The 26,543-nt window shown below is 69.8% G+C and carries 23 protein-coding genes, 1 tRNA gene and 1 riboswitch; of the genes, 9 read left to right on the top strand and 15 right to left on the bottom strand.

Annotated features, from left to right (window positions below):
* The first annotated feature begins 37 nt into the window (after window positions 1-37).
* On the top strand, window positions 38-334 hold the full coding sequence (locus EVU97_RS10465; protein WP_047312300.1) for a WXG100 family type VII secretion target: 297 nt from the start codon (window positions 38-40) through the stop codon (window positions 332-334).
* A gap of 86 nt (window positions 335-420) precedes the next feature.
* Here EVU97_RS10465 and EVU97_RS10460 read toward each other — a convergent pair whose 3' ends face one another.
* From EVU97_RS10460 to EVU97_RS10425, 8 genes are all read right to left on the bottom strand, one after another.
* A complete protein-coding gene (locus tag EVU97_RS10460) occupies window positions 421-2,571 on the bottom strand; it encodes an NADPH-dependent 2,4-dienoyl-CoA reductase (RefSeq protein ID WP_129665617.1) in 2,151 nt (716 codons plus the stop codon).
* Window positions 2,568-3,194, bottom strand: coding sequence for a PadR family transcriptional regulator (locus EVU97_RS10455; RefSeq protein ID WP_082128865.1), 627 nt, complete (start codon window positions 3,192-3,194; stop codon window positions 2,568-2,570). The genes EVU97_RS10460 and EVU97_RS10455 overlap by 4 nt, the downstream gene beginning before the upstream one ends.
* Before the next feature lie 84 nt (window positions 3,195-3,278).
* Window positions 3,279-3,923, bottom strand: coding sequence for an ATP-binding cassette domain-containing protein (locus EVU97_RS10450; RefSeq protein WP_052947075.1), 645 nt, complete (start codon window positions 3,921-3,923; stop codon window positions 3,279-3,281).
* Complete coding sequence (locus EVU97_RS10445; RefSeq protein WP_129665615.1) at window positions 3,920-5,581, bottom strand: ATP-binding cassette domain-containing protein; 1,662 nt, start codon at window positions 5,579-5,581, stop codon at window positions 3,920-3,922. The genes EVU97_RS10450 and EVU97_RS10445 overlap by 4 nt, the downstream gene beginning before the upstream one ends.
* A complete protein-coding gene (locus EVU97_RS10440) occupies window positions 5,578-6,582 on the bottom strand; it encodes an ABC transporter permease (protein WP_129665613.1) in 1,005 nt (334 codons plus the stop codon). The genes EVU97_RS10445 and EVU97_RS10440 overlap by 4 nt, the downstream gene beginning before the upstream one ends.
* Window positions 6,583-6,586: 4 nt before the next feature.
* Window positions 6,587-8,215 carry an ABC transporter substrate-binding protein gene (locus EVU97_RS10435; protein WP_129665611.1) on the bottom strand — a complete coding sequence of 543 codons (1,629 nt, stop codon included), beginning with the start codon at window positions 8,213-8,215 and terminating at the stop codon, window positions 6,587-6,589.
* Between the two features lie 395 nt (window positions 8,216-8,610).
* Complete coding sequence (gene groL, locus EVU97_RS10430; RefSeq protein ID WP_047312306.1) at window positions 8,611-10,248, bottom strand: chaperonin GroEL; 1,638 nt, start codon at window positions 10,246-10,248, stop codon at window positions 8,611-8,613.
* Between the two features lie 244 nt (window positions 10,249-10,492).
* Window positions 10,493-10,771, bottom strand: coding sequence for a DUF3263 domain-containing protein (locus EVU97_RS10425; protein ID WP_047312307.1), 279 nt, complete (start codon window positions 10,769-10,771; stop codon window positions 10,493-10,495).
* A gap of 200 nt (window positions 10,772-10,971) precedes the next feature.
* Between EVU97_RS10425 and EVU97_RS10420 the strand changes: the two genes are divergently transcribed.
* Genes EVU97_RS10420 through EVU97_RS10395 form a run of 6 tightly spaced genes read left to right on the top strand, consistent with a single transcriptional unit; the run spans window position 10,972 to window position 16,007 of the window.
* The gene (locus EVU97_RS10420; protein ID WP_129665610.1) at window positions 10,972-11,646 is read left to right on the top strand and encodes a uracil-DNA glycosylase; all 675 of its coding nucleotides are present in this window, start codon (window positions 10,972-10,974) and stop codon (window positions 11,644-11,646) included.
* The gene (locus EVU97_RS10415) at window positions 11,643-12,515 is read left to right on the top strand and encodes an SGNH/GDSL hydrolase family protein (RefSeq protein ID WP_047312309.1); all 873 of its coding nucleotides are present in this window, start codon (window positions 11,643-11,645) and stop codon (window positions 12,513-12,515) included. Before EVU97_RS10420 ends, EVU97_RS10415 begins: the two co-directional genes overlap by 4 nt.
* Window positions 12,512-13,264: a molybdate ABC transporter substrate-binding protein gene (modA, locus tag EVU97_RS10410; protein ID WP_129665607.1), complete on the top strand. Its 753-nt coding sequence runs from the start codon at window positions 12,512-12,514 to the stop codon at window positions 13,262-13,264. Before EVU97_RS10415 ends, modA begins: the two co-directional genes overlap by 4 nt.
* A gap of 5 nt (window positions 13,265-13,269) precedes the next feature.
* Window positions 13,270-14,115: a molybdate ABC transporter permease subunit gene (modB, locus tag EVU97_RS10405; protein ID WP_129665605.1), complete on the top strand. Its 846-nt coding sequence runs from the start codon at window positions 13,270-13,272 to the stop codon at window positions 14,113-14,115.
* Window positions 14,112-15,182: an ABC transporter ATP-binding protein gene (locus EVU97_RS10400; protein WP_129665603.1), complete on the top strand. Its 1,071-nt coding sequence runs from the start codon at window positions 14,112-14,114 to the stop codon at window positions 15,180-15,182. Before modB ends, EVU97_RS10400 begins: the two co-directional genes overlap by 4 nt.
* A gap of 60 nt (window positions 15,183-15,242) precedes the next feature.
* The gene (locus tag EVU97_RS10395) at window positions 15,243-16,007 is read left to right on the top strand and encodes an SDR family NAD(P)-dependent oxidoreductase (RefSeq protein ID WP_129665601.1); all 765 of its coding nucleotides are present in this window, start codon (window positions 15,243-15,245) and stop codon (window positions 16,005-16,007) included.
* Here the strand turns inward: EVU97_RS10395 and EVU97_RS10390 are convergent.
* The 7 genes from EVU97_RS10390 to EVU97_RS10360 all read right to left on the bottom strand — a co-directional run bounded on the left by EVU97_RS10390 (window position 15,967) and on the right by EVU97_RS10360 (window position 24,078).
* Window positions 15,967-16,899, bottom strand: a complete 933-nt coding sequence (locus EVU97_RS10390) for a phosphatase PAP2 family protein (RefSeq protein WP_129665599.1) — start codon at window positions 16,897-16,899, stop codon at window positions 15,967-15,969. The genes EVU97_RS10395 and EVU97_RS10390 overlap by 41 nt on opposite strands.
* Window positions 16,900-17,011: 112 nt before the next feature.
* Window positions 17,012-17,326, bottom strand: a complete 315-nt coding sequence (locus tag EVU97_RS10385) for a hypothetical protein (protein WP_047312313.1) — start codon at window positions 17,324-17,326, stop codon at window positions 17,012-17,014.
* 461 nt (window positions 17,327-17,787) lie between these two features.
* Window positions 17,788-18,717, bottom strand: a complete 930-nt coding sequence (locus EVU97_RS10380) for a restriction endonuclease (RefSeq protein ID WP_129665597.1) — start codon at window positions 18,715-18,717, stop codon at window positions 17,788-17,790.
* A gap of 344 nt (window positions 18,718-19,061) precedes the next feature.
* A tRNA-Thr gene (locus tag EVU97_RS10375) sits at window positions 19,062-19,134 on the bottom strand.
* 204 nt (window positions 19,135-19,338) lie between these two features.
* Complete coding sequence (locus tag EVU97_RS10370; protein WP_129665595.1) at window positions 19,339-20,070, bottom strand: transglycosylase family protein; 732 nt, start codon at window positions 20,068-20,070, stop codon at window positions 19,339-19,341.
* 8 nt (window positions 20,071-20,078) lie between these two features.
* A riboswitch (cyclic di-AMP (ydaO/yuaA leader) is annotated at window positions 20,079-20,250 on the bottom strand.
* 205 nt (window positions 20,251-20,455) lie between these two features.
* A complete protein-coding gene (locus EVU97_RS10365; protein ID WP_129665593.1) occupies window positions 20,456-22,009 on the bottom strand; it encodes a threonine/serine exporter ThrE family protein in 1,554 nt (517 codons plus the stop codon).
* An 86-nt stretch (window positions 22,010-22,095) separates the two neighbouring features.
* Window positions 22,096-24,078, bottom strand: coding sequence for a serine/threonine-protein kinase (locus EVU97_RS10360; protein ID WP_129665591.1), 1,983 nt, complete (start codon window positions 24,076-24,078; stop codon window positions 22,096-22,098).
* A 165-nt stretch (window positions 24,079-24,243) separates the two neighbouring features.
* Here EVU97_RS10360 and EVU97_RS10355 point away from each other — a divergent pair, with 165 nt between their 5' ends.
* Window positions 24,244-25,662: a trehalose-6-phosphate synthase gene (locus EVU97_RS10355; protein WP_129665589.1), complete on the top strand. Its 1,419-nt coding sequence runs from the start codon at window positions 24,244-24,246 to the stop codon at window positions 25,660-25,662.
* The gene (gene otsB / locus EVU97_RS10350; protein WP_240730204.1) at window positions 25,659-26,495 is read left to right on the top strand and encodes a trehalose-phosphatase; all 837 of its coding nucleotides are present in this window, start codon (window positions 25,659-25,661) and stop codon (window positions 26,493-26,495) included. Before EVU97_RS10355 ends, otsB begins: the two co-directional genes overlap by 4 nt.
* Window positions 26,496-26,543: the final 48 nt, after the last annotated feature.

Genomic DNA, 26,543 nt, shown 5'->3' with positions numbered 1-26,543 from the left:
CGAACCCCCTCGCCTCCCCCGTTCGAAAGGCAGCACCATGGCATCGCAGTACACCGTCGATTCCGACGCGATCTCCACCCACGGCACCGACACGGCTACCCTCGTCACCGAGCTCGAGACGTCCCTGACGAACCTCAACACGAAGCTGACGACCCTGCAGACGCAGTGGAAGGGCTCGGCGTCGACCAACTTCTCGTCCCTCATGACGACGTGGCACACCGACATGACGAAGCTCAAGGGCACCCTCAGCTCGATCAGCTCGACGCTTCACCTCACGAGCAACGAGTACTCGACGGCCGAGGACACCAACATGCGTCGCTGGATCAGCGCCTGACAGCCCACTCACGCCCGAAGCGCGCCCGCGCGAACCTCCACGACCTAGCGTAGAAGAACGTGCGGGCGCGCTTCGGACCTGCAGGCTCACAAGGCGGCGGCAACCTCCGTCGCCTGCTTGATGGCACGCTTCGCGTCGAGCTCGGCGGCCACATCGGCTCCGCCGATGACGGTCACCTTGCTCTCGTCGAGGCCGGGGATGAGGTCGCGCACCGACTCCTGGCCGGCGCAGATGACGACGGTGTCGACGTCGAGCACCCGCGTGACCGGCTCGCTGGCGTCGAACTTCTCCTGCGCCTCGCTCGACACCTTGCCCAGACGCTTGTCGAGCGCCTTGAGCTGCGGCACCATGCCGAGCGGCAGGCCGGTTTTCTTCGACAGCTTCGTCACCGGGCCCACGGGGCGCGGCGGCGCGGCGGTGAGCGTCAGGTGGAGGCCGTCATCGTCGATGCGGTCGTACGTGGCGCCGCCGATGAACTCGACCTTCGAGTCCTTGAGCGTCTGCCGGTGCACCCAACCGGTCGTCTTGCCGAGGCCCTTGCCGAGCGCCGTGTGCTTGCGCTGCACGAGGTAGACCTGGCGGCGCGGATCCTCCATCACCTTCTCGGTGATGTTGCCCGGCACCGTTTCGGAGTCGGTGACGCCCCAGCGCTCCATCCAGTGCTTGAGCGTCTCGTGCGGCTCGTGCAGGAGGAACTCGCTCACGTCGAAACCGATGCCTCCGGCGCCGACCACGGCGACGCTCGCGCCGGCCGTCTTCTCGCCGCGCAACAGTTCGTCGTACATGATGACCTTCGGGTGGTCGAGGCCCTCGATCTGCGGGCGACGCGGCACGACGCCCGTGGCGAGCACGACGTGGTCGAACTCGGCCAGCACGTCGGCGTCGGCCTTCGTGCCGAGGCGCACCTCGACCTTGAGCTCCTCGAGGCGACGCGTGAAGTAGCGCAGGGTCTCGGCGAACTCCTCCTTGCCGGGGATGTTCATCGCGAGACGGAACTGGCCACCGAGGTGATCGCGCGTCTCGAACAGCGTGACGGCATGGCCGCGCTCGGCGAGGTTCGTCGCGGCGGCGAGACCGGCGGGGCCGGCGCCGACGACGGCAACGCTCTTGGTGCGCTGCTTCGGCACCGGCAGGAGCACGAGCTCACCCTCGCGCCCGGCCTGCGGGTTGACGAGGCAGCTCACCTTCTTGCCGCCGAAGGTGTGGTCGAGGCAGGCCTGGTTGCAAGCGATGCAGGTGTTGATGAGGTCGGTACGCCCGGCCTCGGTCTTCTTGACGAAGTCCGGGTCGGCGAGCAGCGGGCGCGCCATCGAGACCATGTCGGCCAGGCCGTCGGCGAGCAGCTGCTCGGCCACCTCGGGCGTGTTGATGCGGTTGCTCGCGATGACGGGGATGTCGACCTCGGCGCGCAGCTTGCCGGTGGCCCACGCGAACGCGGCGCGCGGCACCGACGTCACGATCGTCGGGATGCGAGCCTCGTGCCAGCCGATGCCCGAGTTGAACATCGACGCGCCGTCGGCCTGCAGGTGCTGCGCGAGCGTCGCGATCTCCTCGAACGTCTGCGAGTTGTCGACGAGGTCCGCCACCGAGATGCGGTACAGCACGATGAAGTCCTCACCCGCGGCGTCACGCACGGCACGGACGATCTCGCGCGGCAGGGTCATACGCGCCTCGGCGCTGCCACCGAAGCGGTCCGTGCGGTCGTTCGTGCGCGCGGCGAGGAACTGGTTGATGAGGTAGCCCTCGGAACCCATGATCTCGACGCCGTCGTAGCCGGCTTCCTTCGCCAGGCGCGCCGACGTCGCGTAGTCGCGGATCGTGCGCTCGACGTCCTTGGTCGTCATCGCCTTGGGGCGGAACGGCGTGATCGGCGACTTCTTGTTCGACGCGCTCTTGCTCCAGGGCGTGTAGCCGTAACGACCCGCGTGGAGGATCTGCATGAGGATGCGGCTGTCGTGCTCGTGCACCGCGTCGGTGACGATCTTGTGGCGATCGACCTGACGCTTTGCGGTGAGCATCGACCCGAACGGGCTGAGCTGACCGGTCGTGTTCGGCGCGAACCCACCCGTCACCATGAGCGCGGTGCCGCCCTCGGCGCGGACGGCGAAGTAGCGTGCCAGCTGCGGGAAGTCACGCTTCTTGTCCTCGAAGCCGGTGTGCATCGAGCCCATCATGACGCGGTTCTTCAGCGTCACGCCGCTCACCTCGAGCGGGCTGAGCAGGTGCTCGTAACTCATGCGGTTCTCCTCGATGTACGTGACGCCTCGGGCGCCTCGGTGGTCTCGTGTCGGATGGCAGTCGGTGGGGTGTCTGCGACGGGAACGTCGGAGGCTCCGAACAGGTCGAGCATCTCGTCGCACCACGCGAGCAGGGACTGCTCGGTGAGGATGCCGCCGCGCAGCACCGCGTACAGCGGACGCTCCTCGTCGGTGAGCGCTTCGACGTCCGGGTAGTGCTTGGCACGGTTCGCCTCGAAGTAGGCGAGCTGTTCGGCGTGCTCGGCGCGCCGGCGTCGAATGTCGGCGACGACGGCGTCCTCGTCACCGAAGCCCATGCCGCGGATCTTGACGGCGAACTCCGAGCGCAGCTGTTCGCTCGGGGTGGGCTCCCGCGTCCAGCGCAGCAACTCTTCGCGACCGAGATCGGTGACGGCGTAAACCCGTCGATCCGGGCGCCCCTCCCCCGGTTCGATGCGGACGGCGAGCAGGCCGTCCTCGGCCATGCGCCCGAGGACGCGGTAGATCTGTTGGTGCGTGGCTCGCCAGAAGAAGCCGAGCGAGCGGTCGAAGCGACGCGTCAGGTCGTACCCGGTGGCCTCCTGCTCCGCGAGGGAGACGAGGAGCGCGTGCTGCAACGACATGCACTTAGTTTCATATGCGCGCAGGTGCATGTCAACGCGGGCAGCGTGAAGCCACCCAAGGGCTGGGTTGAAGGGTTCAGCGACTCACGCCGAGAGCGTGCGGCCCCCTGCGTCGAGGGCGTAGCGGTACTCGGCGAGCGACGCGGCGAGCGCGTGATCGTGCGTGACGAGCAGGATGCCCAACCCGTCAGCCGCGCGGCGCCGGAGAGCGTCAGCGATGGCCGTCGACGTGATCGGGTCGAGGTGGGCCGTGGCCTCGTCGGCGAGGAGGTAGCGCGGCCCCTGAGCGAGGGCTCGGGCGAGAAGCAGCCGCTGGAGCTGCCCTCCGGAAACCTCACGAGGCAACCGGTCGAGCACCGAGCCGTCGAGGCCCACCTCCTCCGCGAGCGCCACGGCATCGACCTGCCGACCGCGCAGACGGGCCGCCAGCTGGATCGCGTCGCCAAGGCGCATGCGCGGATCGGCCGCCGCGAGCGGGTGTTGGGTGAGCAGCGCGGTGTGGCCACTCAACCGCCCCCCGGCACGCACGGGTTCGTCGTCGCAGCGCACCTCACCGACACTCGGGGCGAGGAGCCCGGCGAGCAGTCGCGTGAGTGTCGACTTGCCGCTACCCGAGGGGCCCACGAGGGCCGTGACGGCGCCCGGGAGCACCTCGAGGTCGAGCGGACCGACCTGCGCGCCGTTCGCGCCCGGGTAGGTGTACGCCACCTGGCGTGCCACGAGACTCATCGCTCCCCCTGCCCAGCGCGCGCAGCCGTCGCCGTGAGTGCCCGCAGGTAGTCGTCGGCCGTCTCGGCGGCCAACGCTGCAGGCTCGGTGTGCGCCACGAGGACGCCGTCACGCAGCACCGCCACGCGGTCGACGAGGTCGCCGCTCAGCACGGCGTCGATCTCGTGCGTCACGACGAGGACGGCGACGCCGGCGTCGTCCGCAATGGCGCGCAGCACGGCGAGCAACTGCGAGGCGAGTTCGGGGTCGAGGCCGGCCGTCGGTTCGTCGGCCACGAGCACCCGCGGTTCGGAGGCGAGCGCTGCGACGAGCGCCGCGCGGGCCAGCTGACCGCCGGAGAGCTGGTGCGGGAAGCGTTCGAGCAGGTTCTCGTCGAGGTGCACGAGCTCGCAGAGCTCGGCCAGGGCGCGTGCACCGTCATGACGGCGGTGCACCTCCTCGATCTGCCCGCGAAGGCGCCGGGTCGGGGTGAACGCGTCCGAGACGTCCTGCGGAACGTGGCCCACCTGCGCGGAGGCCGAACCCGGACGGTGCGGGTCGACGACGATGTCGCCCGCTACGATGCGCCCCTCGACGCGCGCGTCACGCGGCACCAAACCGCAGCAGGCCGCCACGAGCGTCGACTTGCCAGCACCGGACTCACCGACGAGGGCCGTCACCTCCCCCGCCGCGACCGCGAAGCTGATGTCGTCGCACGCGAGCGTCGTCTGCTCGCCGCGGCTACGGCGCACGCTGACGTGCTCGAGGCGCAGCGCAGCGCGGTGGCCTGAATCGCGAGCGCCGGACGCCTCGTCAGAAGGCTCTTCCGACCCGGCCTGCTCGGCCTCGACCAGAGCGGGCGGCGCAGAAGCCCCACGTGTGCGCTTCGCGTACAACGACGACAGCGCCAACGTCAGCACGACGAGGAAGATCGACGGGAAGACGAGCGGCCACCACTGCCCGGTGAGCAGCCCCGCGCGCGAGGTCGCGATGAGCGTGCCGAGGCTGGCCTGTTCGGGGCGCAGACCGATGCCGAGGAACGACAGGGTCGACTCGTGCCAGATCGCGTGCGGCACGAGCATCGTCACGGCGAGCGCCGTCTGCGGGGCCACCGCGGAGAGCACGTGGTGGCGCACGATCTGCGTCGCCGATGCTCCGGCGACGCGGGAGCACGCGACGTAGTCGGACGCGAGCACGGCCTGGGTCTCGGCCCGCACCACGCGGGCGACGGTGGGCCAGTGCGTCAGCGCGAGCGCGATGAGGATGGCCGTGACGGAGCCACGGAACATGGCGACGACGACGATCGCCGCAAGAAGGTGCGGCACGGAGGCCACGGCGTCGGTGACGCGCATGAGCAGACGATCCGCCCGCCCGCCGAGGCTGGCCGCCGCCGTCCCGACGGCAAGACCGAGCACTGTCGCGACGAGCGCCGCACCCAGCGCGACGACGAGCGAGACCCGCAGCGCCTCGGCCACCTGGACCGACACGTCGAAACCGAGCGTGTCGGTGCCCATGACGTGCGGCCAGCCGGGGGCCGTGCGGGCGGTGTCGTAGTTCGACTCGCGCATCCCCGACGACGCGAGCAGCGGCCACAGCACGGCGTAGGCCGCGATGAGGGCGAGAACGATCGCCGGGCCGCGCCGTGGCCGCAAACCAGCAGAGACGCTTCGGGGGCTCATCGCTCCACCTGCGCTCGCGGGTCGACGACGAGCAGGGCACAGTCCGAGAGCCACGAGCCGAGCATCATGACGAGCGTCGTGGCAGCGGTGACCGCGGCGAGCAACGCGAAGTCGGCCGTCAGGGCCGCCTCCACGGTGGCGTCGGCGAGGCCGGGCCAGCTGAAGACCTCCTCGACGACGAGGGCGCCGACGACGAGCTCGGGCAGCCGCGCCCCCATGAGGGCGATGAGAGCGGCCGCAGAGACCGGGGCGATGTGGCCGCGCAGCACCTCACCGCGCGAGAGGCCGCGCACCTGGGCCTCACGTACGGCGCCGCTCCCGAGCGCCTCACGCACGGACTCGCGCAGGGCCAGGGCGAACCAGGGCACCTGGCTCAGGGCGAGCACGACCGCGGGCATGACGATGTGGTGCACCACGCCGCCGAACGTCACCGGCTGCCCGGGCTCGGTGAGCCCGCCGACCGGGAACCAGCGCAGGGTCACTGCGAACAGCGCGACGGCGAGCAGACCGATGACGAACGGGGGCATTCCGGTGAGGGCGAGCGTCACCCGTTCGAGCGCGCGATCGAGCAGACCGTCGGGGCGCAACGCGGCGACAGCGGCGACGCCGAACGCGACGAGCAGCGCGATGACGAGCGCGACGACCGACAGGCCCAGCGTCCACGGCAAGCGCTCGGCGAACACCGTCGTCACGGGCTGTTTGAGGCTGTGGCTCGCACCGAAGTCGCCGGTGAAGGCGTTCGCCATCCAGTTCCACCACGTCTGCCAGAACGGCACGTCAAGCCCGAGCGAGTCGCTGATCGCGTCGCGCTCGGCGCGACCCGTGTGCTCAAAGCCGTCCCCGAGGTAGGTGACGAGCGGGTCGAGCGGCGAGAGCGCCGCGAGCGCGAAAGTTGCCAGCGTCACCGCGGGCACGACGAACAGCGTCGCGAGGGCACGGCGTGCCGTGAGCACGCCGATCTCGTGACGCCGTTCCCCGAACCGACGACGAAGTTCCTTCACGCGATCAGTTCTTCTTCCACGCGCCCAGCGACCACCACGGGCCCCACGTCGTGCCGTGAGAGTGCGGCTCGACGATCGGCGCCGGGCCGGAGAAACCCTTGTCGCGCGAGGCGTACGTGTGGTGCAGCGTGGCGAGCACGACGTACGCCGGGTCCTTGACGTACTCGTCCTGCGCGGCGCGGTACTGCTTCGTCGCTTCGGTCTCGTCGGAGGTCGACTGTGCCGCCTCCAGAGCTGCGTCGACCTTCGCGTTCTTGTAGTTGCCGGGGTTGTCGAACGGCCCGGACGCGGAACCGCGCGAGTGCAGCGCGCGGTGGGCCTGGGTGTCGACGGTGTACGGGTTGTCGCCACCACCGAGCATGACGGCCGTCGTGCGCATCTTGGGTTCGATGTCGTCCCAGCTGCCGCCCCACAGCTTCACGTTGACGCCGAGGCCGCGCAACTGGTCGGCGAAGGCGGAGGCCAGTTCGCGGCGCAGGGTGTCGGACGCGGGGTAGGCGAGCGTCAGCTCGGCGCGCTTGCCGTCCTTCGTGCGGACACCGTCGGCGCCCTTCTTCCACCCCGCCTCGTCGAGGAGTTTCTCGGCCTCGGCCTTGCGGGCTGCACTCTTGGCCTTCGTGAAGTCGACGTCGGCGTGCTGGGGGAAGACCTTCGTGATGGGGCTGACCTCCGGGGTGCCACGCCCGGCGAGCACCTTCTCGACAAGCGCCTCACGGTCCACCCCGATGTTGAGCGCACGGCGCGTCTCGGGCTGGGAGGTGATCGGCACGGACACCGGCAGCGAAACCCCACGCCAGTCGGCGGAGCGCACACCGGTGACCTTGAGGCCGTCACGCCCCTCGACGCTCTTGGCCAGGCGCGGCGGCAGCGCGGAGCCGTCGACCTGCCCGGAGACGACCTGCTGCATGCGGGCGTTGTCGTCCTCGACGTGACGGATGACGACCTTGTCCACCTCGGGCTTGCCGCTGCGGTACTTGTCGTTGGCGACGAACGTGGCCTCGTTCGGCGCGAGCCTCTGGAGCTTGAACGGGCCTGTGCCGACGGGCTTGGTGTTGAGCTCGGAGTTCGCCGCGTCACCCGAGGTGACCTTCTCGCTCGGCGCGATGCCGAGGAGCAGGCGCGAGGCGAAGCCGCCGTTCGGCGCCTTGAGGCGGAAGACGACCGTGGAGGCGTCCGGCGTCTCCACCTTGTCGATGAGGCGGTAGTCGTCGGCGATCGGCGACGCGGACTTCGGGTCGAGCACCGCGCGGTAGGTGGCCGCAACGTCCTTGGAGTCGAAGGCGCTGCCGTCGTGGAACGTCACGCCCTTCTTGAGGCGCACCGTCCACGTCTTGCCGCCGTCGCTCACCTTCGGCTTCGACTCGGCCAGCGCGGGCGCGAGGTCGGGAAGCTCCTTGTCGTTCGGCGCCGACGGACGCAGCAGACCCTCGAACACAGGTGAAACGCCCGTCGCGCCGTAACCGGCTACCGGGTAGTACTGACCGACCGGCTCGGCATCTGCCAGCGTGATCTGGTTCGTCGACGACGACGCCTTGTCACCGTCCGAGCCCCCGGGCGCCGAGCACCCCGCCAGAGCCACTCCGAGTGCGGCCGCTGCCGCAGCGATGGTCGTCCTGTTCGCCGTGCGAACCATGTGCGTACTCCTTGTGATCCAGAATCCCCAGCGCCGAGGCGCAGGCCTACCCTAGCGCCCTGGTGCGACGACGTCGCACATAGGCCGTGAGGCACGCGTCACTGTGCCGCCACCACGCCGGTCGACGCGCACAGCGAAGCGGGCGACCACCCGAAGGTGATCGCCCGCTTCGTCAGAGATGAGCCCGGCAGGTGTCAGAAGCCATTCCTTCTCGGGCTTCTGACACCCGCTCGGCTATGGCCGGGGCTGAGCTCGCTTCGCTCGCCGAGCCCCAAGCTTCGCCTCCCAGGGTCAGAAGCCCATGTCTATCTGGGCTTCTTCCTCGCACTCCGCTACGGCCGAGGGCCGCCCTCGCATTCGCTCGGACGACCCTCAACCTACGCATGCGCGCTTCGTCAGAAGCCCATGCCACCCATGCCGTCCATACCCGCACCGGCGGCGTCGCCGCCGGCGTTCTTCTCGGGCTTGTCGGCGATGACGGCCTCGGTCGTGAGGAACAGCGCCGCGATGGACGCAGCGTTCTCCAGAGCCGAACGCGTCACCTTGGCGGGGTCGATGATGCCCGAGGAGATCATGTCGACGTACTCGCCCGTGGCGGCGTTGAGACCGTGGCCCGGCGTCAGACCGCGCACCTTCTCGACGATGACGCCCGGCTCGAGACCCGCGTTGAGCGAGATCTGCTTGAGCGGAGCCTCAGCGGCGACGCGCACGATGTTCGCACCCGTGGCCTCGTCACCCTCGAGACCGGCGAAGGCCGACTCGGCGTCCTTCGTGGCCTGGATGAGCGCGACGCCACCACCGGCGACGATGCCCTCCTCGACGGCGGCCTTCGCGTTGCGAACGGCGTCCTCGATGCGGTGCTTGCGCTCCTTGAGCTCAACCTCCGTCGCGGCACCAGCCTTGATGACGGCGACGCCACCGGCCAGCTTCGCGAGGCGCTCCTGGAGCTTCTCGCGGTCGTAGTCGGAGTCGGAGTTCTCGATCTCGGCGCGGATCTGAGCAACACGGCCCTTGATCTGCTCGTCGTCGCCGGCGCCCTCGACGATCGTCGTCTCGTCCTTCGTGACGACGACCTTGCGGGCGCGGCCGAGCATGTCGAGCTCGGTGGTCTCGAGCTTGAGGCCGACCTCCTCGGAGATGACCTGGCCGCCCGTGAGGATGGCGATGTCGCCGAGCATGGCCTTGCGGCGGTCACCGAAGCCCGGAGCCTTGACGGCAACGGCCTTGAACGTGCCGCGGATCTTGTTGACCACGAGCGTCGACAGGGCCTCGCCCTCGACGTCCTCGGCGATGATCATGAGGGGCTTGCCCGACTGCATGACCTTCTCGAGAACCGGCAGCAGGTCCTTGATGTTCGAGATCTTCGAGTTGACGACGAGGATGTACGGGTCGTCGAGGACGGCCTCCATACGCTCGGTGTCGGTGACGAAGTAACCCGAGATGTAGCCCTTGTCGAAGCGCATACCCTCGGTGAGCTCGAGGTCGAGGCCGAACGTGTTCGACTCCTCGACGGTGATGACGCCTTCCTTGCCGACCTTGTCCATGGCCTCGGCGATGAGCTCACCGATCTGCGGGTCAGCGGCGGAGATGGACGCGGTAGCAGCGATCTGCTCCTTCGTCTCGATCTCCTTGGCGTGGTCGAGCAGCTGCTTGCTCACGGCGTCGACGGCCTGCTGGATGCCGCGCTTGAGCGCCATCGGGTTGGCGCCGGCCGCAACGTTGCGCAGGCCCTCCTTCACCATGGCCTGCGCGAGGACGGTGGCCGTCGTCGTGCCGTCACCGGCGACGTCGTCGGTCTTCTTGGCGACCTCCTTGACGAGCTCCGCGCCGATCTTCTCGTACGGGTCGTCGAGCTCGATCTCCTTGGCGATGGAGACACCGTCGTTGGTGATCGTGGGTGCGCCCCACTTCTTCTCGAGGACGACGTTGCGGCCCTTGGGGCCGAGCGTCACCTTCACCGCGTCGGCAAGGGTGTTCATGCCGCGCTCGAGGCCGCGACGGGCCTCCTCGTCGAAAGCAATGGTCTTGGCCATGTGCGTGGCTCCTCCACGTGACGTACGTAGTGACCGCACCAGCGCCCGCGACGGACGAGCCCGATCGTTCGCGCGGTCATGTCGCGCGAGCCCCGAACCCTCACTCATGCAGTCAGGTCTTTGTCACTCTCATGTTCAGAGTGCTAAGGCCATGATTAGCACTCGCCCCCTGCGAGTGCAAACGGCGACGGGGCTGCGACCGCCGTGTTCGCTCACAGCGGCAGACGCAGGTCGGGGTGGGCGCTCAGCTCGTGCGACGGCGTGAGGCGCGACGGCGCTGGATGCGCTTGACGAGCAGCGGGTCGGCCGCGAGCGCCTCGGCCGTGTCGGCGAGGGCGTTGAGTTGCTGGTAGTACTGCGTCGCGCTCATGCCGAAGCGCTCCTTGATGGCGGCTTCCTTGGCGCCGGGCAGCTTCCACCACTCGCGCTCGAAGGCGAGCATGGCGCGGTCTCGTTCACTCAGCCCGGGCGCCTCGTCGTCACCGGGGACGCGGGCACCTGCAGGGGTCTCGATGACGGGCATGCGACCAGGGTAGATCGTCGCCTCCTGCCCGCCCGAACACCAGGGCCAGAACAAAGGCGCGTGGATGGCGGGTTTGGCTGAAGATGACGCCGACGTCGCGCGCATCTTCACCCAAACCGACCATCCACGTGCAAGACGCTCGAGCCTCCGGCCCGTTCGGAGCACGCCGCGGTGAATCGACTCGCGATAGATTTGGCGGCATGCCGCAGCCGTATGACGAACTCGTACATCCCAGCTGGGTGGAACCCCTCGCGCCGGTCGCCGACCACATCGCCACTGCCGGGCAGTTCCTGCGCGACGAAGTGGCCGCCGGGCGCGGGTACCTGCCGGCGGGCGAGAACGTCCTGCGAGCGTTCACCCAGCCGTTCGAGGACGTGCGCGTCCTCATCGTCGGCCAGGACCCGTACCCGACGCCGGGGCACCCGATCGGGCTTAGCTTCGCCGTCGATGCGCACGTCCGCCCGATCCCGCGCAGCCTGCAGAACATCTACGCGGAACTCAAGGACGACCTCGGCATCGAGCCGCCGGAACACGGTGACCTGAGCGCGTGGACCGACCAGGGCGTGCTCCTGCTCAACCGCTGCCTCACCGTTCAGCCCGGCAAGCCCGCAAGCCACCTTGGTCACGGCTGGGAGAACGTCACGGCGCAGGCCATCACGGCGCTCGTCGAGCGCAAGCAGCCCCTCGTCGCCATCCTCTGGGGTCGCGACGCCCGCTCACTCGCCCCGCACCTCGGCGACACCCCGACCGTCGAATCCGCGCATCCCTCACCGCTTTCCGCGCGCAGCGGCTTCTTCGGCAGCAAGCCCTTCAGCCGCACGAACGAGCTGTTGGAGCAGCTCGGAACCCACACGATCGATTGGCGTATTGCATGACGAACGACCTCCCCGCACCCGGGGCTCAGGCATCCGAACAGACGCACCACGGTCTGCTCTGGCACCGGTACGTCGCCATCGGTGACTCCTTCACCGAGGGCATGAGCGACCACGACCCCCGCGAGGACGACGCCTACCTCGGGTGGGCTGATCGCCTCGCCGTCGACATCGCGATGCAGCAGGAGGAGCGGGGCGCGAAGCTCGAGTACGCCAACCTCGCGGTGCGCGGCAGACTACTCGCGGACGTCATCGGCCCCCAGCTCGACGCGGCCCTCGCGATGAAGCCCGACCTCGTGAGCATGGTGGGTGGCGGCAACGACATCATGCGCCCGTCGGTCAACCTCGACGATCTCGCGGCCGGCATCGAGGACGCCGTCGTCCGCCTCAAGGAGGCCGGCTCCGACGTCCTGCTGGCGACGCTCGTCAACCCCGCCGCGTCGAAGATCATGACGCGCCTGCGCCCGCGCATCACGTGGCACCTTGCGAACCTGTGGGGTATCGCGCAGCGGCACGACTGCTACGTGCTCGATCTGTGGTCGATGACCCCCCTGCGCGATCCGCGCATGTGGTCCGTCGACCGTCTGCACCTTTCCGCCGAAGGCCACAAGCGCGTCGCGCAGCAGGCGGCATGGACGCTCGGGCTTCCGACGACCGGCGAGTGGCTCGCCCACCTGCCGGCGCAGGCTCCGAAGCCGGTGCGCCAGCGCGTCGCCGAGGACGCCGAGTGGGCGCGTCAGTACCTCGCGCCGTGGGTGGAACGTCGTATCAAGGGCACGAGTTCCGGTGACGGTCGCCTCCCGAAGCGTCCCGAACTCACGCCCGTGGATCTTCTGACGGCCCGCTCGTTGATGGTCGACGACGAGGCGTGACGGCACGGGCATGGCGCCTCATGAGTGTGCCGGTTGCAGCAGCGCTCGCCATGGGTGCCGGCGGCTGCCGTGCGTCGGAGGGCGACGACAAGACCGTCACGGTGCTTGCCGCCGCGTCGCTCACGGAGTCGTTCACGACGTTGGCGCGCGCCTACGAGAAGGCTCACCCCGGCACCCACGTCGAGGTGAGCTTCGCGGCCAGTTCGACGATCGTCACCCAGCTCTCCCACGACGCCCCGGCCGACGTGGTGGCTCTCGCCGACACCGAGGCACCGAAGAAGCTGCCGAAGGATCTGGCCGAGGGCAAGGCGTGGACGCCGTTCGCCACGAACCGCCTCGAGATCGTCACGCCCCGCGGGAACCCAGCGCACGTCACGGGTCTCGCCGACCTCGCGAAGGTCGACACCGTTCTGTGCGCCAAGGAGGTGCCGTGCGGGCGCGCTGCCCACAAGGCCCTCATCAAGGCGAAGGTCGCGCCACACATCGTCAGCTACGAGAAGGACGTCAAGGCAACGCTCGCCAAGGTCGTCGCCGGTGACGCAGAGGCGGCGCTCGTGTACGCCACCGACGCCTCGAGCGCACGCTCGAAGGTGAGCGGCGTCGAGGTACCGACGGCCTCGAACGTCACGACGACACTGCCGATCACGGCGTGGAGCGACACTGCCGACGCGAAGGGTTTCGCGCAGTTCGTGCGCGGCGACGAAGGGCGACGAGTCCTGCAGGGCAACGGCTTCGGCCTGCCCGGCTGACGACGATGAGCGACGAGACGGCAAGCGCTCCCCCGCCTGCACGCAGGAGCGCAGGCACGGGTGAGCGCGGCGGGATCGTGCTCGTGACACTCGCCGTCGTCGCTCTGCTCTTGATCGTCCTCCCCCTCGTCGCGCTGCTCACGCAGGTGCGTTGGGGCAGCCTCCTCGACGACCTCACGACTGCCGGTGCCCGCGAGGCTTTGTGGCTTTCGCTACGCACCACCGTGACGTCGGCGCTGCTCGCTTCCTTCTTCGGCACTCCGCTCGCCTGGTGGCTCTCCCGCCTGCGTGGTCGCGCCGCCGCCTGGACGCGGGCCGTCGTCACCGTGCCCCTCGTGTTGCCGCCGGTCGTCGCGGGCGTTGCTTTGCTCGATGCGTGGGGGCGCTCGGGGCTGCTCGGGCGCGCCGTGACGGCTGTGACGGGCGAGCCGGTGCCCTATTCGTGGGTCCGCGTCGTCATGGCGGAAACGTTCGTCGCGATGCCGTTCTTCGTCCTCGCCGCCGAGGGCGCGTTCCGCGGCCTCGACGCGCGCTGGAGCCGCACCGCCGAGGTGCTCGGCGCCTCCCGCTGGTTCACGCTGCGCCACGTCCTCGTGCCGATGACGCTGCCCGGCCTCCTCGCCGGGCTGACGCTCGCGTGGGCGCGCGCGTTCGGCGAGTTCGGGGCCACGATCACGTTTGCGGGCAGTTACCCCGGGCGCACTCAGACGGGGCCGCTCGCCGTCTACCAAGCCCTCGACATCAGCCAGGACGCCGCGACGGCGCTCGCGGCGCTCATGCTCGCCCTCTGCGTTGTCCTGCTCGCCCTGCTGCGGGGTCACTGGGTGGGCGCGGGAGGTGAGCGCCGATGACCGGCCTCTCGCTTGCCGGCACCACCCGTCGCGGCAACTTCGTCCTCCACGCTGCGCTCGACGCCGCACCCGGTGAGGTCATCGGTGTTCTCGGGCCGAACGGCAGCGGCAAGACGACGCTGCTCGAGGTGCTCGCCGGACTCACGCCCCTCGCCGAGGGCGCCCTCCACGTCGGCGGCGAGCGTTGGGACGACGGCGCACGGCACCTTCCGCCACGCGCCCGCCGCGTCGGGATGATGACGGCTCGCGGTGACCTGTTCCCCCACCTCAGCGCCCTCGACAACGTCGCGTTCGGGCTGCGGGCCCGCGGGGCCTCGAAAGAGGCTGCGCGAGCGAGAGCGCGTGAAGAACTCAGCCGCGTAGGCCTTGCCGCTGACCTCGCCGGGCGACGTCCGGACGCACTCTCCTCCGGCCAAGCCCAGCGAGTCGCGCTCGCGCGTGCTCTGGCGCTCGACCCGAGCGTCCTCCTGCTCGACGAACCGCTGTCCGCCATCGACGCACGGGGCCGCGACGACCTACGGGCGCTCCTCGGCGAGCGCCTGCGCGACCAACAGGAAGTCGTGACCCTTCTCGTCACGCACGACGCCGTCGAAGCGCTCACCCTCGCCGATCGCCTCGTCTTCCTCGACGGCGGTCACCTCAGCGACGGCGGCACGCCGAGCGAGGTCGTGCGCCGTCCGCGCAGCCCGTTCGCTGCGCGCCTCGTGGGGCTCAACCTGTGGCGTGGGCGCGTCGTCGACGGCGCGACGCTCGTCACCGCTGACGGTGCACGCATCACGGCCGCCGGGGGCGAGCACCCCCCGGCAGGCGATCTTGAGCACCTCGCCGCATTCGCACCGAGCTCCGTGTCTCTGTGGCCGAGCCGTCCCGAGGGTTCCCCGCGCAACACGTGGGCGGTGCGCGTCGCGCAGATCGAGCACACCGGCACCTCGGCGCGCGTGCACCTCACGGGGGACGCGGACCTCGTCGCGGACGTGACGCTCGACGCCGTCGCCGACCTCTCACTCGCACCCGGAGTACCCGTCCACGCCACGGTGAAGGCCACCGAGGTGACCCTCTACCACTGAGGTTCGGGCGGGCGTGACGCAGCCCACAAAGCCGCTTCGCCAGTCGATAGGGTTCGAGGCATGAACATCACGCAGAACACCGTCGCCCTCGTCACCGGTGGCGGCTCGGGCCTCGGGGAGGCCACCGCCCGCCGCCTGCACGACGCCGGAGCGGGCGTCGTCATCGTCGACCTGCCCTCGTCGAAGGGCGAAGCACTCGCCGCAGAGTTGGGCGAGCGCGCCCGCTTCGTCGCCACCGACGTGCGCGACGAGGCCCAGGTTCAGGCCGCCGTCACCGCCGCCACCGAGCTCGGTGAACTCCGCATCACCGTGTCCTGCGCCGGCGTGGCCACGCCGGGCCGCATCCTCGGCCGCAAGGGTGTGCACGCACTCGAGCAGTACAAGACGGTCATCGACATCAACCTCGTCGGCACGTTCAACGTGCTTCGCCTCTCCGCCGAGGCGATGGCGAAGAACGAGCCGGTCGACGGCGACCGCGGCGTCGTCGTCATGACGGCCAGCGCCGCCGCCTACGACGGCCAGATCGGCCAGGCGGCCTACGCCTCGAGCAAGGGCGGCGTCGTCGGCCTCACGCTGCCGGCCGCGCGCGACCTCGCCGACCTCGGTGTGCGCGTCATGACGATCGCGCCTGGCACGATGGAGACGCCGATGCTCGCCGGGCTGCCGGAGGCCGCGCGCGAGGCGCTCGGTCAGGCCGTGCCGCACCCGTCGCGTCTGGGCCGCCCGGACGAGTACGCCTCGCTCGTGGCCCACATCGTCGACAACGGGCTGCTCAACGGCGAGGTCATCCGCCTCGACGGGGCTCTGCGGATGCCCCCGAAGTAAGGAAGTCGGAGGCGGCGACTGTCGCGCGCGCACTGGCGGGACTGTCCGATTCGTGCTGCCAGATGCGCTCCTCGGCGGCCTTGACCACCCGGACGATGACGAGGGCGATGAGGAACAGCGCGACGCCGCCGACGATGTCGAGCACGAAGTGGTTGCCCGTGGCCATGACGTTCCAGTAGGTCATGGCGGGGAACAGCCACGCGAGGCGCGCCCACGTCGGACGGGTGTGACGCCACGTCTCCCACAGCGCGTAGGCCACCCAGGTCGACCACGCGCAGTGCAGGCTGGGCATGGCGGCGTAGAGGTTGGCCGAGCGTGACGGGTCGCGCGCGAGCGCGCCCCCGAGGATGTTGTAGACGGCGTTGATGTCGACGACGCCGGGCACCGCGAATCGCGGCGGCGCCATGGGCAGGAGCCAGAAGACGAGCAGGCTGGGCAGCGTCGTCGCGATGAGAAGTCTGCGTAGCCTCCGGAAGCCCTGGGGGTTGAACCACCAGACGAGCGCCAGGGTGATGGGCACGGTGGCGAGCACCATGCCGTAGTAGTAGCCCGCGGCGATGGCGAGGGGCGGCACTGCGGCGAGGCCGGCGTTGAGCCAGAGTTCGACGTCGATGTGGAGCGTCTTCTCCAGATCGAACAGTTCGTGCGCGTGGCGCACGGACTCGATCGGGCCTCCGCGGATGTGCTCCTGCGCGTAGCTGAAGTACTGGAAGAACATCCAGAAGATGAACAGCTCGAGCAGCAGCGCAGGACGCCCGCCGACGGGCTTCGCGAGGTTGCGCACCCAGCGTGGCGGTGCGGCGGCGTCCTCGCCGAGCAGTTCGTCGTCCGAGGCCCCGATGCGCTCGCGGGGGGAGGCGGATGCCTCCGACGAGGGGCGCTCGGCACTCACGTGGGCACCTCCTCGTGCCGGAGAACGGATCGCCCGAGTCTATCGGGCAGGGTCACGACGAGCCGCCCGCATCGCGTCAACAGACGGTGCGCGCGGCGCGTGCGCACGGGTATCAGCTGCGGTCGACGAGGGCGTACGACGCAGCGGCGGAGGCCGCCGCAACACCGAGGACGGACGGCCAGGCGCCAACCTTCTTGGCGAGGGGGTGGGACGCACCGAAACCGCCGAGGTACACGGCGCCGAGGGCGGCGGCCTTGGCGGCACCGGCCTTGGCGACCCAGGTGCGTCCGGCGTAAGCACCGGCGAGGGCGAGGACCACGCCACCGAGCGGGCGGATCTGCGTCTCGCGGGCGGTGACGTAGCCCCCGAGGAGGCCGAGCGCTGCGAGGGGTGCGGTCTGGACGTCTGCTGCGGGCTTGAGGTTCATGTCGTCATCGTAGGAAACGACCCTGAGCCGCACCTCGACGCCCCCGCGCCCGGGGCAGCCCCACCCAAGGAGCCGCCGAAGAAATGGACACACAAAGAGCCACGCGAGGCGGATTCCGCGAGCTGGAGATGGGACTCGAACCCACAACCACCTGTTTCCCTGCGGGGCTCCTCGGCTGGGTACTGCTGGGACTCGGAATCCCTGTGTTTCCAACGGTATTCGCGTGCATGCGCGGGCCGTCTCGGGCTGGATCGGCCCTTCTCGGGACCAAAGAGGAGGCGTGAGTGGAGGGGCTGGCCGGATCTAGCCGCCGACCCTGTAGCGGAGCAGAGGAGCCTGCCGGAGTGGCCGGGTCAAGGGTGGACGGAGTCCATCACGCAGTGACACGGAGCGCCCTTGATGCGGTCCGGAGGTGGGCGGAGAGTGGAGCAGAGGGTCGGAGGCGTGAAGGTGACGTGCGCTCAGAGCGAGTCGTAGAAGTCCTCGTCCAGCCGGAGCAGGGTGGCGACGTAGTCCGTCTGCACGCCGACCCGGTGTTTGAGCATGAGTTCGGCGAGTTCGATGCCGTTGATGGGGATGATGCGCACCCCCACGCGGTCGGCATAGTCGAGGGCCTCACGGGTGAAGGCGCACGTGGCGATGAAGACGCCTCGGTCGGCCTGCTGGCCCTGGAGTGCTCCGACGAAAGCTTGCATGGCAGGTCGGCCCACGGTGCGGTCTCTTGCGTAGCGCTTCGCTTGGACGTAGATGCGGTCGAGGCCGAGCGGGTCTTGGCTGATGACGCCGTCGATCCCAGCGTCGGCGCTGTCGCCGGTGGACTCGATGTGACCCGCTGTGCCGTATTGCATCGCGCCAAGGACCTTCAGAACGAGGGATTCGAAGTCCTTCGGCGAGAGCTGCGTGACGCGTTCGAGGATCTCGGAGACGAGGGCGCCGTGGACCGTGGCGACGGTGGCGTCGATGATCTCCTTGGGGGTATCCGCGTCTGCTACGACTTCGTCGGTCGTGGTGACGGCGTCGGTCTCGCCCTGGGCGCGGTTGGGCTTGCGACTGCGACGTCGGAACTCTTGGAACTCGTCGAACTGCGCGAGGTTGGCGTTGGAGATTGGCCCGGCCGTTTGGCTCAGGAGTTGGCGACCACGGGGGGTGATCTCGGCGTATCCGCGTCGAGGTCGCGAGACGACTCCGGCCTGCACCAAGTAGGTGATGGCCCAGCCGACTCGATTGGTCACCACCAGCTGGCCGCTGCCGATCTTTTGGGCGCGGTCGGCCTCGCTCATGTGCATAACATCTGCAACCTCGTCGGGCATGGTCCGGAACTGGGTCTCGCCATTCGCTGCGAGGATCTCCAGGACGGGACGCATCATGTCCTCGTAGGTGGGGACCGACACGGTTGGCTCCGTCCGACAGGTGGCTGTGAGGCGGCACTCTAGCAACCGTGGCGCTTAGTGCAGGACGAAAGGACGGGGCTCCTCACGCGGCTCCGCCCTCGTCTGTGCCGAGCGGGCTCGGCACGGCGGCCGGCCGAAGGCCCGCCGGCTCGCGCCGGAGGCGCGCTTGAGTCAGTGAAGAAACTCCTCACACTCGCCGGATGGGTCAGCTAGGCGAGCGCCGCTCACCGTTTGGTCATGCTCGCGCGACCTCCGTCGAAGTCTCGAAACGGGATGGACTACCAAGGGACACACTCGGAACCTTCACCGCCGAGAGGGCCGAAAATCCGCGCCATTCCGGGCAGAGCTGGAGATGGGACTCGAACCCACAACCACCTGTTTACAAGACAGGTGCGCTACCAATTGCGCCACTCCAGCACGCCGCCCGTGCCGGGCGACCACGCGATCCTACCGAACCTGCACGGGGCCTGCCCGCCAGGCCACGACCAGGCCCGCTCTCCAGTGCAATTCGGTGGTCCCGGTGACGAAACATCGCGGCCAGATCGACAGATCTGCATCAGGAAACGCCGACAGGCCCCGCCGCTCGAAAGCGGCGGGGCCCGTCAGCCCTGGATCAACCGATCAGTGGTTGTTCAGGTAAGCCTGCAGAGCGCGAACCGTGCGGGCGTTGAGGTAGCTGGCGCCGTCGCGCGAGATGCCGACCTTCGTCTGGAGCGCAGCAACGGTGCGCGGGCCGACAATGCCGTCGGCGTACACGCCGACCTTGCGCTGCAGGGCCTTCTTCGTCTGGACGCCGACAACACCGTCGCGGAACGTGCCGACCCAGGCCTGGAGCTCACGGGCCGTGCGCGGGCCGAGAACACCGTCGACGGCGAGCTTGCCACCCTGCGACGCGGCCGGCGCCGAGTACTTGACGGCCTGACGCGCGGTGGAGCGCGAAACCTGCGTGGCGGCCGGAGCGGCAGCAGCGCCGCCGTTGGCCTTGGTCAGGCCGGCGCGGACGGAGCAGACCGGCCATGCGCCCGGGCCCTGCACGCGCAGAACCTTCTGAGCGATCGCAATCTGCTGCTCGCGGGTGGCGAGGTGAGCGGAGGAGGCGTACTGACCGCCGCCGAAGCCACGCCACGTCTGCTGCGTGAACTGCAGGCCGCCGTAGAAGCCGTTACCCGTGTTGATGTGCCAGTTGCCCGTCGACTCACAGTGAGCGACGCGGTCCCAGACCGAGGCGGCGGAGGCCGAGGAGGCCTGCGTGAGACCGGCACCGACGGTGGCGGCACCGGCGAGAGCCACGCCGGCGACCTTGCGGCCGGTGGTGCTTTCGGAAGCAGCGACGTGCTTGGGGGTGTAACCCATGGAGAGTGTCCTTTCCTGACGTACGCCTGTGAGGTGAGCTGTCGGGTTCGGGCAGTCAGGTGCCCGGCCGGCGAGGACCGGCTTCACCCCGAGACGCTCACCGTGCGGCGAGCGTCGGAAGTGGGTCCCCCACCCTCGTCTTCAGCCCGCGATCTGCGGGTGAAACGGCGGTGCCAGACGAGGTTTGGCGTGTGCACCGCCCACTGAATAAGTGGTTGTGTTGAGTTCTCATGTCGCCGTGACGACACGAGAAATACATCGTGCACAGCGAAGGGAACGTTACGGGACGAGAGACCTGCGTAACAATCAGGTCGCGGTAACTTCGTGACAGATCAGGCCTTTCGGGCCCGGAATGTGATGCAGATCACACAAAATCGGCGTGATGTCAGCGCCGGCGGGCTCGTCGACGGCGTACCAGCGGCTTGTCGAGCGGGGCCGAGAGCACGTCGCCGAGCACCAGTCCGGTGCTGATCGCGAGGGCCACTCCGACGGCGCCGAGCATCGTCGTCACACCCACGCCGGACTGGGCCACCTTGGTGGCGCCGATGACCGACCCGGAGACCGACTCGTACATGCCCCGGAAGATCCGCAGGCCCGGCAGCAGCGGCGAGACCGCCGGCATGACGATGACGAGGGCGGGCGCACCGAGGCGCAGCGCCACGAGCCGCGCCGAGAACCCGACGCTGACGGCAGCGACCGCCGTGGCCGTCGTCGCCCCGATCCCGACATAACGCGTCAGCAGCGCAACCCCGACGACGCCGAGGGCTCCCGCCGCAGCTGTCGGCAGGAGCATCCGCACGCGGGAGCGCATCGTGACGGCGGCACACGCCGCACCGATGGCACCGCACGCCACCTGCAGGAGCAGGACCGTGGGCGGCATGTCGAAGCGCAGGGAGCCGGGCGATTGGAGGCTGAGGTCGAGCGCCCGGTCGAGGTTCAGCGTCAGCGCCAGACCGGCACCGACGCCGACGGTGATTCCCGCGCAGTCGAGGATGACAGTGAGAACACGACCCGACGCCGTGACGGGGTAGCCGGTGACGGCGTCCTCGACCGCGGAGGCCATCTGACGACCGGGCAGGAGCGCGACGATGCCGCCCGAGATGGCATAGGCGAAGTCGGCCGTCGACATCGTGCCGGGCAGGTTGTGGGCGACGAACTCCCCCACGACGCGGCTCTGGTGCGACATGTAGGCGAACCACGCGAGGGCCGTCGAGATGAGACCGCCGGCGGCGGCGCCGTAGAAGGCGGGGACACCGGCGTTGCTCAGGCGTCGGCCCACTCGGTCGACGAGCACGGCGGAGACGAACGCGACGGCGACGGCCATCCAGCCGCCGCCGAGGATCGTTGCGACGGATGCCGCGAGACCACCGAAGGCAACCGAGACGAGCCAGCGCGGGTAGAGGCGCGGCATCCTCTGGATGCGCTTCAGTTCCTTCGTCGCCTCGTCGAGATCCAGGCCACCGGACACGAGCGACTCGACGAACTGGTGCACGGCCATAAGCCGAGAGAAGTCGCGCGTCGAGGAGCGCACGACACGCAACATCGTGAGGGGCTGACGGCCGTTCGTCGACGGGCTCTGCAACAACAAGGACTGGTTCGTGATGTCGACCTCGAGGCGGCGCAGGCCCGCGGATGCCGCGACGGCGACGACGCTCGCCTCGACGTCACGCGTGCTCGCGCCACAGCGGAGGAGCAACTCGCCCACACGGGCGGCGATGTCGAGCGCCTTCTGCTGCTCGGTGTCGTCGTCCGGCCCGCCCATGACGTTCGGGTCGCGATAGGGCGTGCGCTTGAGCGCGTCGGCGATGGGCAGCGGCTCGGTGACCGGCTCGCTGCGCAGGAAGCGCATCCGTGGCGGCAACCCCGGGGTCGGCATGCTGGACGAGTCACTCGAGGGGTTGGGCCCCGTGCTCGACTGATCCCGTCCGTACTGCGCCATGCCTCGAAGAATAGTTCGTGGGCCTCGACCGACCGTGGGCCCGCGCTGTGGGTGGGCTGTGGAACGGGGCCCGAAGCGTCAACGGATCAGTTGCCGAGGCCGGACGCCGGCAGGTACTCCGCGAGCGGATCGGTGATGCCGCCGGTGAGCGGAACCCAGGAGATGTCGCCGCCTTGCATGAACGAGCCGACGAGCATGAACAGGCCGAGACCGGCGAGCGCGGGCGCCACGATCCTGCCAGCCGACTCCGGGACGAGCGCCCGCACGACCGAACGTGAACCCCGGCGATAGCCGACGGACCCGGCGCCGCGCCACATCGTCCACTGACCCGCCACGGCCCCCGCGACGATGGGCAGTGCCCACCACGCCCGTGCGACGCCGTCACCGCGCACCATGGCCCAGCCGATGGCCACGAGCGAACCGACGCACGCGAAGACGAGTGCGGGGAGCACGAGGGCCGCGAGCGTCGAGACGAGAGCGCGCAGCAGATGCCAGGGCGAACTGGCCACGGCGACGGCGCCGTCGCTCTTTCGTCGCCCGGCCTCGTAGCGGCGAAGGACGGTCTGCGTGATCGTCGAGTCGCTGAAACGCGCCGCGACGTTCCACACGATGAGCAGGACGAGTCCAACGACGGGCACGAGCGCCGTGAGGCCGACCCAGAGCAAGAACATCGCCTGCAGCGTGCCCGAGCGGTGTGGCAGGTTGATCCGCGGATCGTGCTCGCCGGGGCGGCTCTGCGCCTTGACCGCCGAACCCGGGCGGTAGGGGCGCGCACCGTTCTGCGGCGCGCCGCCGTACGGGCCCTGCTGCGGCGGCACGGCCGGCGCCGGTTGCGGCTGCCCGTTCGCGCCACGCGACTGACCGAACTGGCCGTAGGCAGGCGCCGCCTGGGGCGCCCCGCCCGAACGCTGCGTCGGGCCGTCGTACGCCAACTGCTGCGGTCGCGATGCGACGGGGCGCTCGCTCACGGGAGCGACACGGGTAGCGTCGACGACCGGCATGACGGAGGTGGCGGCCGGGCCTGGGGCGGCGGGCGCCGGGGCTGCGGGCTCGCGCACAGGAACCACGGTCGTCGGTTCGCCGCGGGCGTAGCGTTCCATCTGCTCGACGACCTCGCGGGCCGAGGGTCGCTCCCCCGGCACGGGGCTGAGTGCGGCCGCGAGCAGCGGCCGGAGACGCGCGTCGACGCCGGTGAGGTTGGCCTGCCCCCGCGTCACGCGGTCGAGGACGGCCGGCATCGGCCCGCGCCCGAAGGGCGGCTCCCCCTGGGCGGCGAAGGCGAGCGTTGCCGCCCACCCCCACCAGTCCGTGGACGTGGAGACCGGGGCGCCCTCGACGAGCTCCGGCGAGAGGTAGCCGGGGGTACCCATGACGAGGCCGGTCGAGGTGAGGCGCGCGTCGTCGGCGATGTGCGCGATGCCGAAGTCGATGAGCACGGGGCGTCGACCCACCATGAGCACGTTGCTCGGCTTGAGGTCGCGGTGGACGACACCTGCGGCGTGGATGGCGCGAATGGCGTCGGCGAGGCTGCGCCCGAGGTCGGCCATCTCCTCCGCGCCCAGGGGACCGCGCTCGTCGACCACCTTGTCGAGGGGGTCACCGGGTACGTACTCGGTGGCGATGTAGGGACGCTCGCCGTGCGGATCGGCGGTGATGACGGCAGCGACGTTGGGGTGGTGGACGCGCTCGAGCGTGTCGACCTCGCGCGCGAGACGCGTGCGCGCATCGGGGTCGTAGGCGATGTGCGGGCGAAGAACCTTGACGGCGACCTCACGACGACGCGGGTCGGCGGTGTCGATGGCTCGGTACACGACGCCCATGCCGCCCTCACCGATCTTCTCCGCGAGCTCGAAGCGCCCCACCATCCGGTCGTTCCCCTCCGGGCGGCGTGAACTGACGCGGGTGGCCTCGTCGTCACGGTCGCGCGGCGGCGCCGCCCGCGTGGCGTCGCCATCCGCTGCTGCTCCCCACGTGGTGCGCTGGGTCGACTCGTCGGCTTCGGCGCGGCGCGGACGGGGCAGACGGTGCCCGCCGCGTCGGGCGTCACCAGCGTTGTCGAGAGGCGTCATGACCCCACCGTAGGGCGCCTCCTTGAACTTCCGCTGTATCGGCGTGCCCGTGTCACGCGGTGGCAACCCGTTCGTCACCGAGGCGCGATAACCTCGAATCACCGGTGATCGAGCCGGGGTTCGTCGCCGGGCGAACACCTGCGAATACGGGGAGTCCACACACCGATGAGCCACACCTACGACTTCGTCGTCGCCGCCAACCGTCTGCCCGTCGACCGTGTCACTGCCGAGGACGGCAGCGAAGAATGGCGCCGCTCGCCGGGCGGCCTCGTCACCGCCATGGACGCCGTGATGCGCGGGCGTGAAGGCGCCTGGGTCGGCTGGGCGGGTGACCCAGGCGAGGCTCCGGAGCCCTTCGACGACGCCGGCATGCACCTGCACCCCGTGCCGCTGTCGGAGCAGGAGATCGCCGAATACTACGAAGGGCACAGCAACGACACGCTGTGGCCCGTCTACCACGACGTCATCGTCTCGCCGACGTTCAAGCGGAGCTGGCGTTCGGCCTACCGCACGGTGAACAAGCGTTTCGCCCAGGCGTGCGCCGACGTGGCCGCCGAAGGCGCCACCGTGTGGGTGCACGACTACCAGCTCCAGCTCGTGCCGCAGATGCTGCGTGAGCTGCGCCCCGACCTGCGCATCGGGTGGTTCAACCACATCCCCTTCCCCGCCGTCGAACTGTTCGCGCAGCTGCCGGGGCGCGAGGAGATCCTCGAGGGCCTGCTCGGTGCCGACTTCCTCGGGTTCCAGCGCACCGAGGACGCGGGCAACTTCCTGCGCGCCGTGCGTCAGTACCTCGAGCTCGAGGTCACCGGTGGCGTCGTCGACCTCGGTGACCGTGCGGTGCGCGCCACGGCGGTGCCGATCTCGATCGACACCGCGGGCCTGCGCGAGGTGCTCGAGAGCGACGAGGTGCAGGCACGCGCCCGCGAGATCCGCGAACAGCTCGGCAACCCGGACAAGATCCTGCTCGGCGTCGACCGCCTCGACTACACGAAGGGCATCCGTCATCGCCTCAAGGCCTTCGGCGAGCTGCTCGCCGACGGTCAGCTCGACCCGAAGCGTCACAAGCTCATCCAGGTCGCGACGCCGAGCCGTGAGCGGGTCAAGGCGTACATGGATCTGCGCGATCAGGTCGAACTCACCGTCGGGCGCATCAACGGTGACTTCTCGAGCATCGGCGCCACGGCGCTCACCTACATGCACCAGTCGTTCGACCGCGCCGAGATGGCCGCGATGTTCGCCGCTGCCGACGTCATGCTCGTCACGCCGCTGCGCGACGGCATGAACCTCGTCGCGAAGGAGTACGTCACGTGCTGCCCCGCCGACGGCGCACTCGTGCTCTCGGAGTTCACCGGCGCGGCAACCGAACTGAGCGAGGCCTACACGTGCAACCCGCACGATCTGGCCGGCCTCAAGCAGGTCATCATGCGGGCCATCACGGCGACGGAGGAGGACCGCGAGCGCCGCATGGACGCGTTGCGTTCGACCGTGTCCACCGCCACGGTGCAGGAGTGGGCCAAGCACTACCTCGCGGCTCTCGAGGCCGCACCAGCGCGGCCCGAGGACGAGAGCGACAACTCGTGAGCGAGTCGACGCCCCCGATCAAGGATCAGCGGTCCGACGCCGGGCTGCCCGCCGACCTGCGCGCGGCGATCGAGCACTTCGCGCGAGAGCCTCGAGTGCTCGTGGCCTCGGACTTCGACGGCGTGCTCGCCCCCCTCGTCCTCGACCCGATGAGTTCGCGCCCGCAGCCGGGCACCGTCGAAGCATTACGCGCGCTGGCGGAGCTGCCCGAGGTTGACGTGGCCGTCGTCTCGGGGCGCGACCTCGCAACGCTGGGCAAGCTGACGGGGCTCGCGGCGTCTGACGGGATCATGCTCGTCGGCAGCCACGGTGGCGAGTCGAGCCCGCCACTCACCGACGGGTCGGCGACGCCGTCCACCGGTTTGGGCGAGGCCGAGCATGCGGCGCTCAAGGGTGCCACCGAGGCCTTGGAGGCCGTCGTCGAGCGGTTCGGCCACGCGCGCGTCGAGCACAAGCCCGCCGGCGTCGTGCTGCACACGCGCGGCATGGACGACGCCGAAGCTGCTCGCGCCACCGCCGCTGCGCTGGCTGTGCCCGAGGACGTGCCCGGCGTGCGGGCCATGCGCGGCAAGTCGGTCGTAGAACTGTCGGTGCTCGACGTGACGAAGGGCAGCGCACTGGCCGCACTGGCCCAGAAGGTGGGCGCGGACGCCGTCGCATACTTCGGTGACGACGTCACGGACGAAACGGTCTTCGAGGCACTCGACGCAGCCGAGGGCCACGTCACGGTCAAGGTGGGTGAGGGCGACACGGCCGCCGCCCACCGCGTCGAGACGTGCGAGGTCATGCCGACGCTGTTGGACACACTGCTTGCAGCCCTCAGCGCCCGCTGAGGCGCCTTGCGTCCGCGTGGGGCACTCCGGTTCGGTTGATGCGGTCTG

Source organism: Dermacoccus sp. 147Ba (assembly GCF_004151355.1).
Classification (GTDB): Bacteria; Actinomycetota; Actinomycetes; order Actinomycetales; family Dermatophilaceae; genus Dermacoccus; species Dermacoccus abyssi.
Note: the sequence above shows the minus strand (reverse complement) of the source record. Positions and strands in the feature narration are given on the sequence as shown.

Bases quoted from the DNA above. Each gene is read 5' to 3' on its own strand.
- EVU97_RS10425 (WP_047312307.1), bottom strand. From the start codon at position 10,771: ATGCCCGTCATCGAGACCCCTGCAGGTGCCCGCGTCCCCGGTGACGAC.
- EVU97_RS10360 (WP_129665591.1), bottom strand. From the start codon at position 24,078: ATGACGCCTCTCGACAACGCTGGTGACGCCCGACGCGGCGGGCACCGT.
- EVU97_RS10460 (WP_129665617.1), bottom strand. From the start codon at position 2,571: ATGAGTTACGAGCACCTGCTCAGCCCGCTCGAGGTGAGCGGCGTGACG.
- EVU97_RS10455 (WP_082128865.1), bottom strand. From the start codon at position 3,194: ATGTCGTTGCAGCACGCGCTCCTCGTCTCCCTCGCGGAGCAGGAGGCC.
- EVU97_RS10445 (WP_129665615.1), bottom strand. From the start codon at position 5,581: ATGAGCCCCCGAAGCGTCTCTGCTGGTTTGCGGCCACGGCGCGGCCCG.
- EVU97_RS10465 (WP_047312300.1), top strand. From the start codon at position 38: ATGGCATCGCAGTACACCGTCGATTCCGACGCGATCTCCACCCACGGC.
- EVU97_RS10400 (WP_129665603.1), top strand. From the start codon at position 14,112: ATGACCGGCCTCTCGCTTGCCGGCACCACCCGTCGCGGCAACTTCGTC.
- EVU97_RS10365 (WP_129665593.1), bottom strand. From the start codon at position 22,009: ATGGCGCAGTACGGACGGGATCAGTCGAGCACGGGGCCCAACCCCTCG.
- EVU97_RS10385 (WP_047312313.1), bottom strand. From the start codon at position 17,326: ATGAACCTCAAGCCCGCAGCAGACGTCCAGACCGCACCCCTCGCAGCG.
- EVU97_RS10450 (WP_052947075.1), bottom strand. From the start codon at position 3,923: ATGAGTCTCGTGGCACGCCAGGTGGCGTACACCTACCCGGGCGCGAAC.
- EVU97_RS10420 (WP_129665610.1), top strand. From the start codon at position 10,972: ATGCCGCAGCCGTATGACGAACTCGTACATCCCAGCTGGGTGGAACCC.
- EVU97_RS10370 (WP_129665595.1), bottom strand. From the start codon at position 20,070: ATGGGTTACACCCCCAAGCACGTCGCTGCTTCCGAAAGCACCACCGGC.
- modB (WP_129665605.1), top strand. From the start codon at position 13,270: ATGAGCGACGAGACGGCAAGCGCTCCCCCGCCTGCACGCAGGAGCGCA.
- EVU97_RS10355 (WP_129665589.1), top strand. From the start codon at position 24,244: ATGAGCCACACCTACGACTTCGTCGTCGCCGCCAACCGTCTGCCCGTC.
- EVU97_RS10435 (WP_129665611.1), bottom strand. From the start codon at position 8,215: ATGGTTCGCACGGCGAACAGGACGACCATCGCTGCGGCAGCGGCCGCA.
- EVU97_RS10395 (WP_129665601.1), top strand. From the start codon at position 15,243: ATGAACATCACGCAGAACACCGTCGCCCTCGTCACCGGTGGCGGCTCG.
- EVU97_RS10415 (WP_047312309.1), top strand. From the start codon at position 11,643: ATGACGAACGACCTCCCCGCACCCGGGGCTCAGGCATCCGAACAGACG.
- groL (WP_047312306.1), bottom strand. From the start codon at position 10,248: ATGGCCAAGACCATTGCTTTCGACGAGGAGGCCCGTCGCGGCCTCGAG.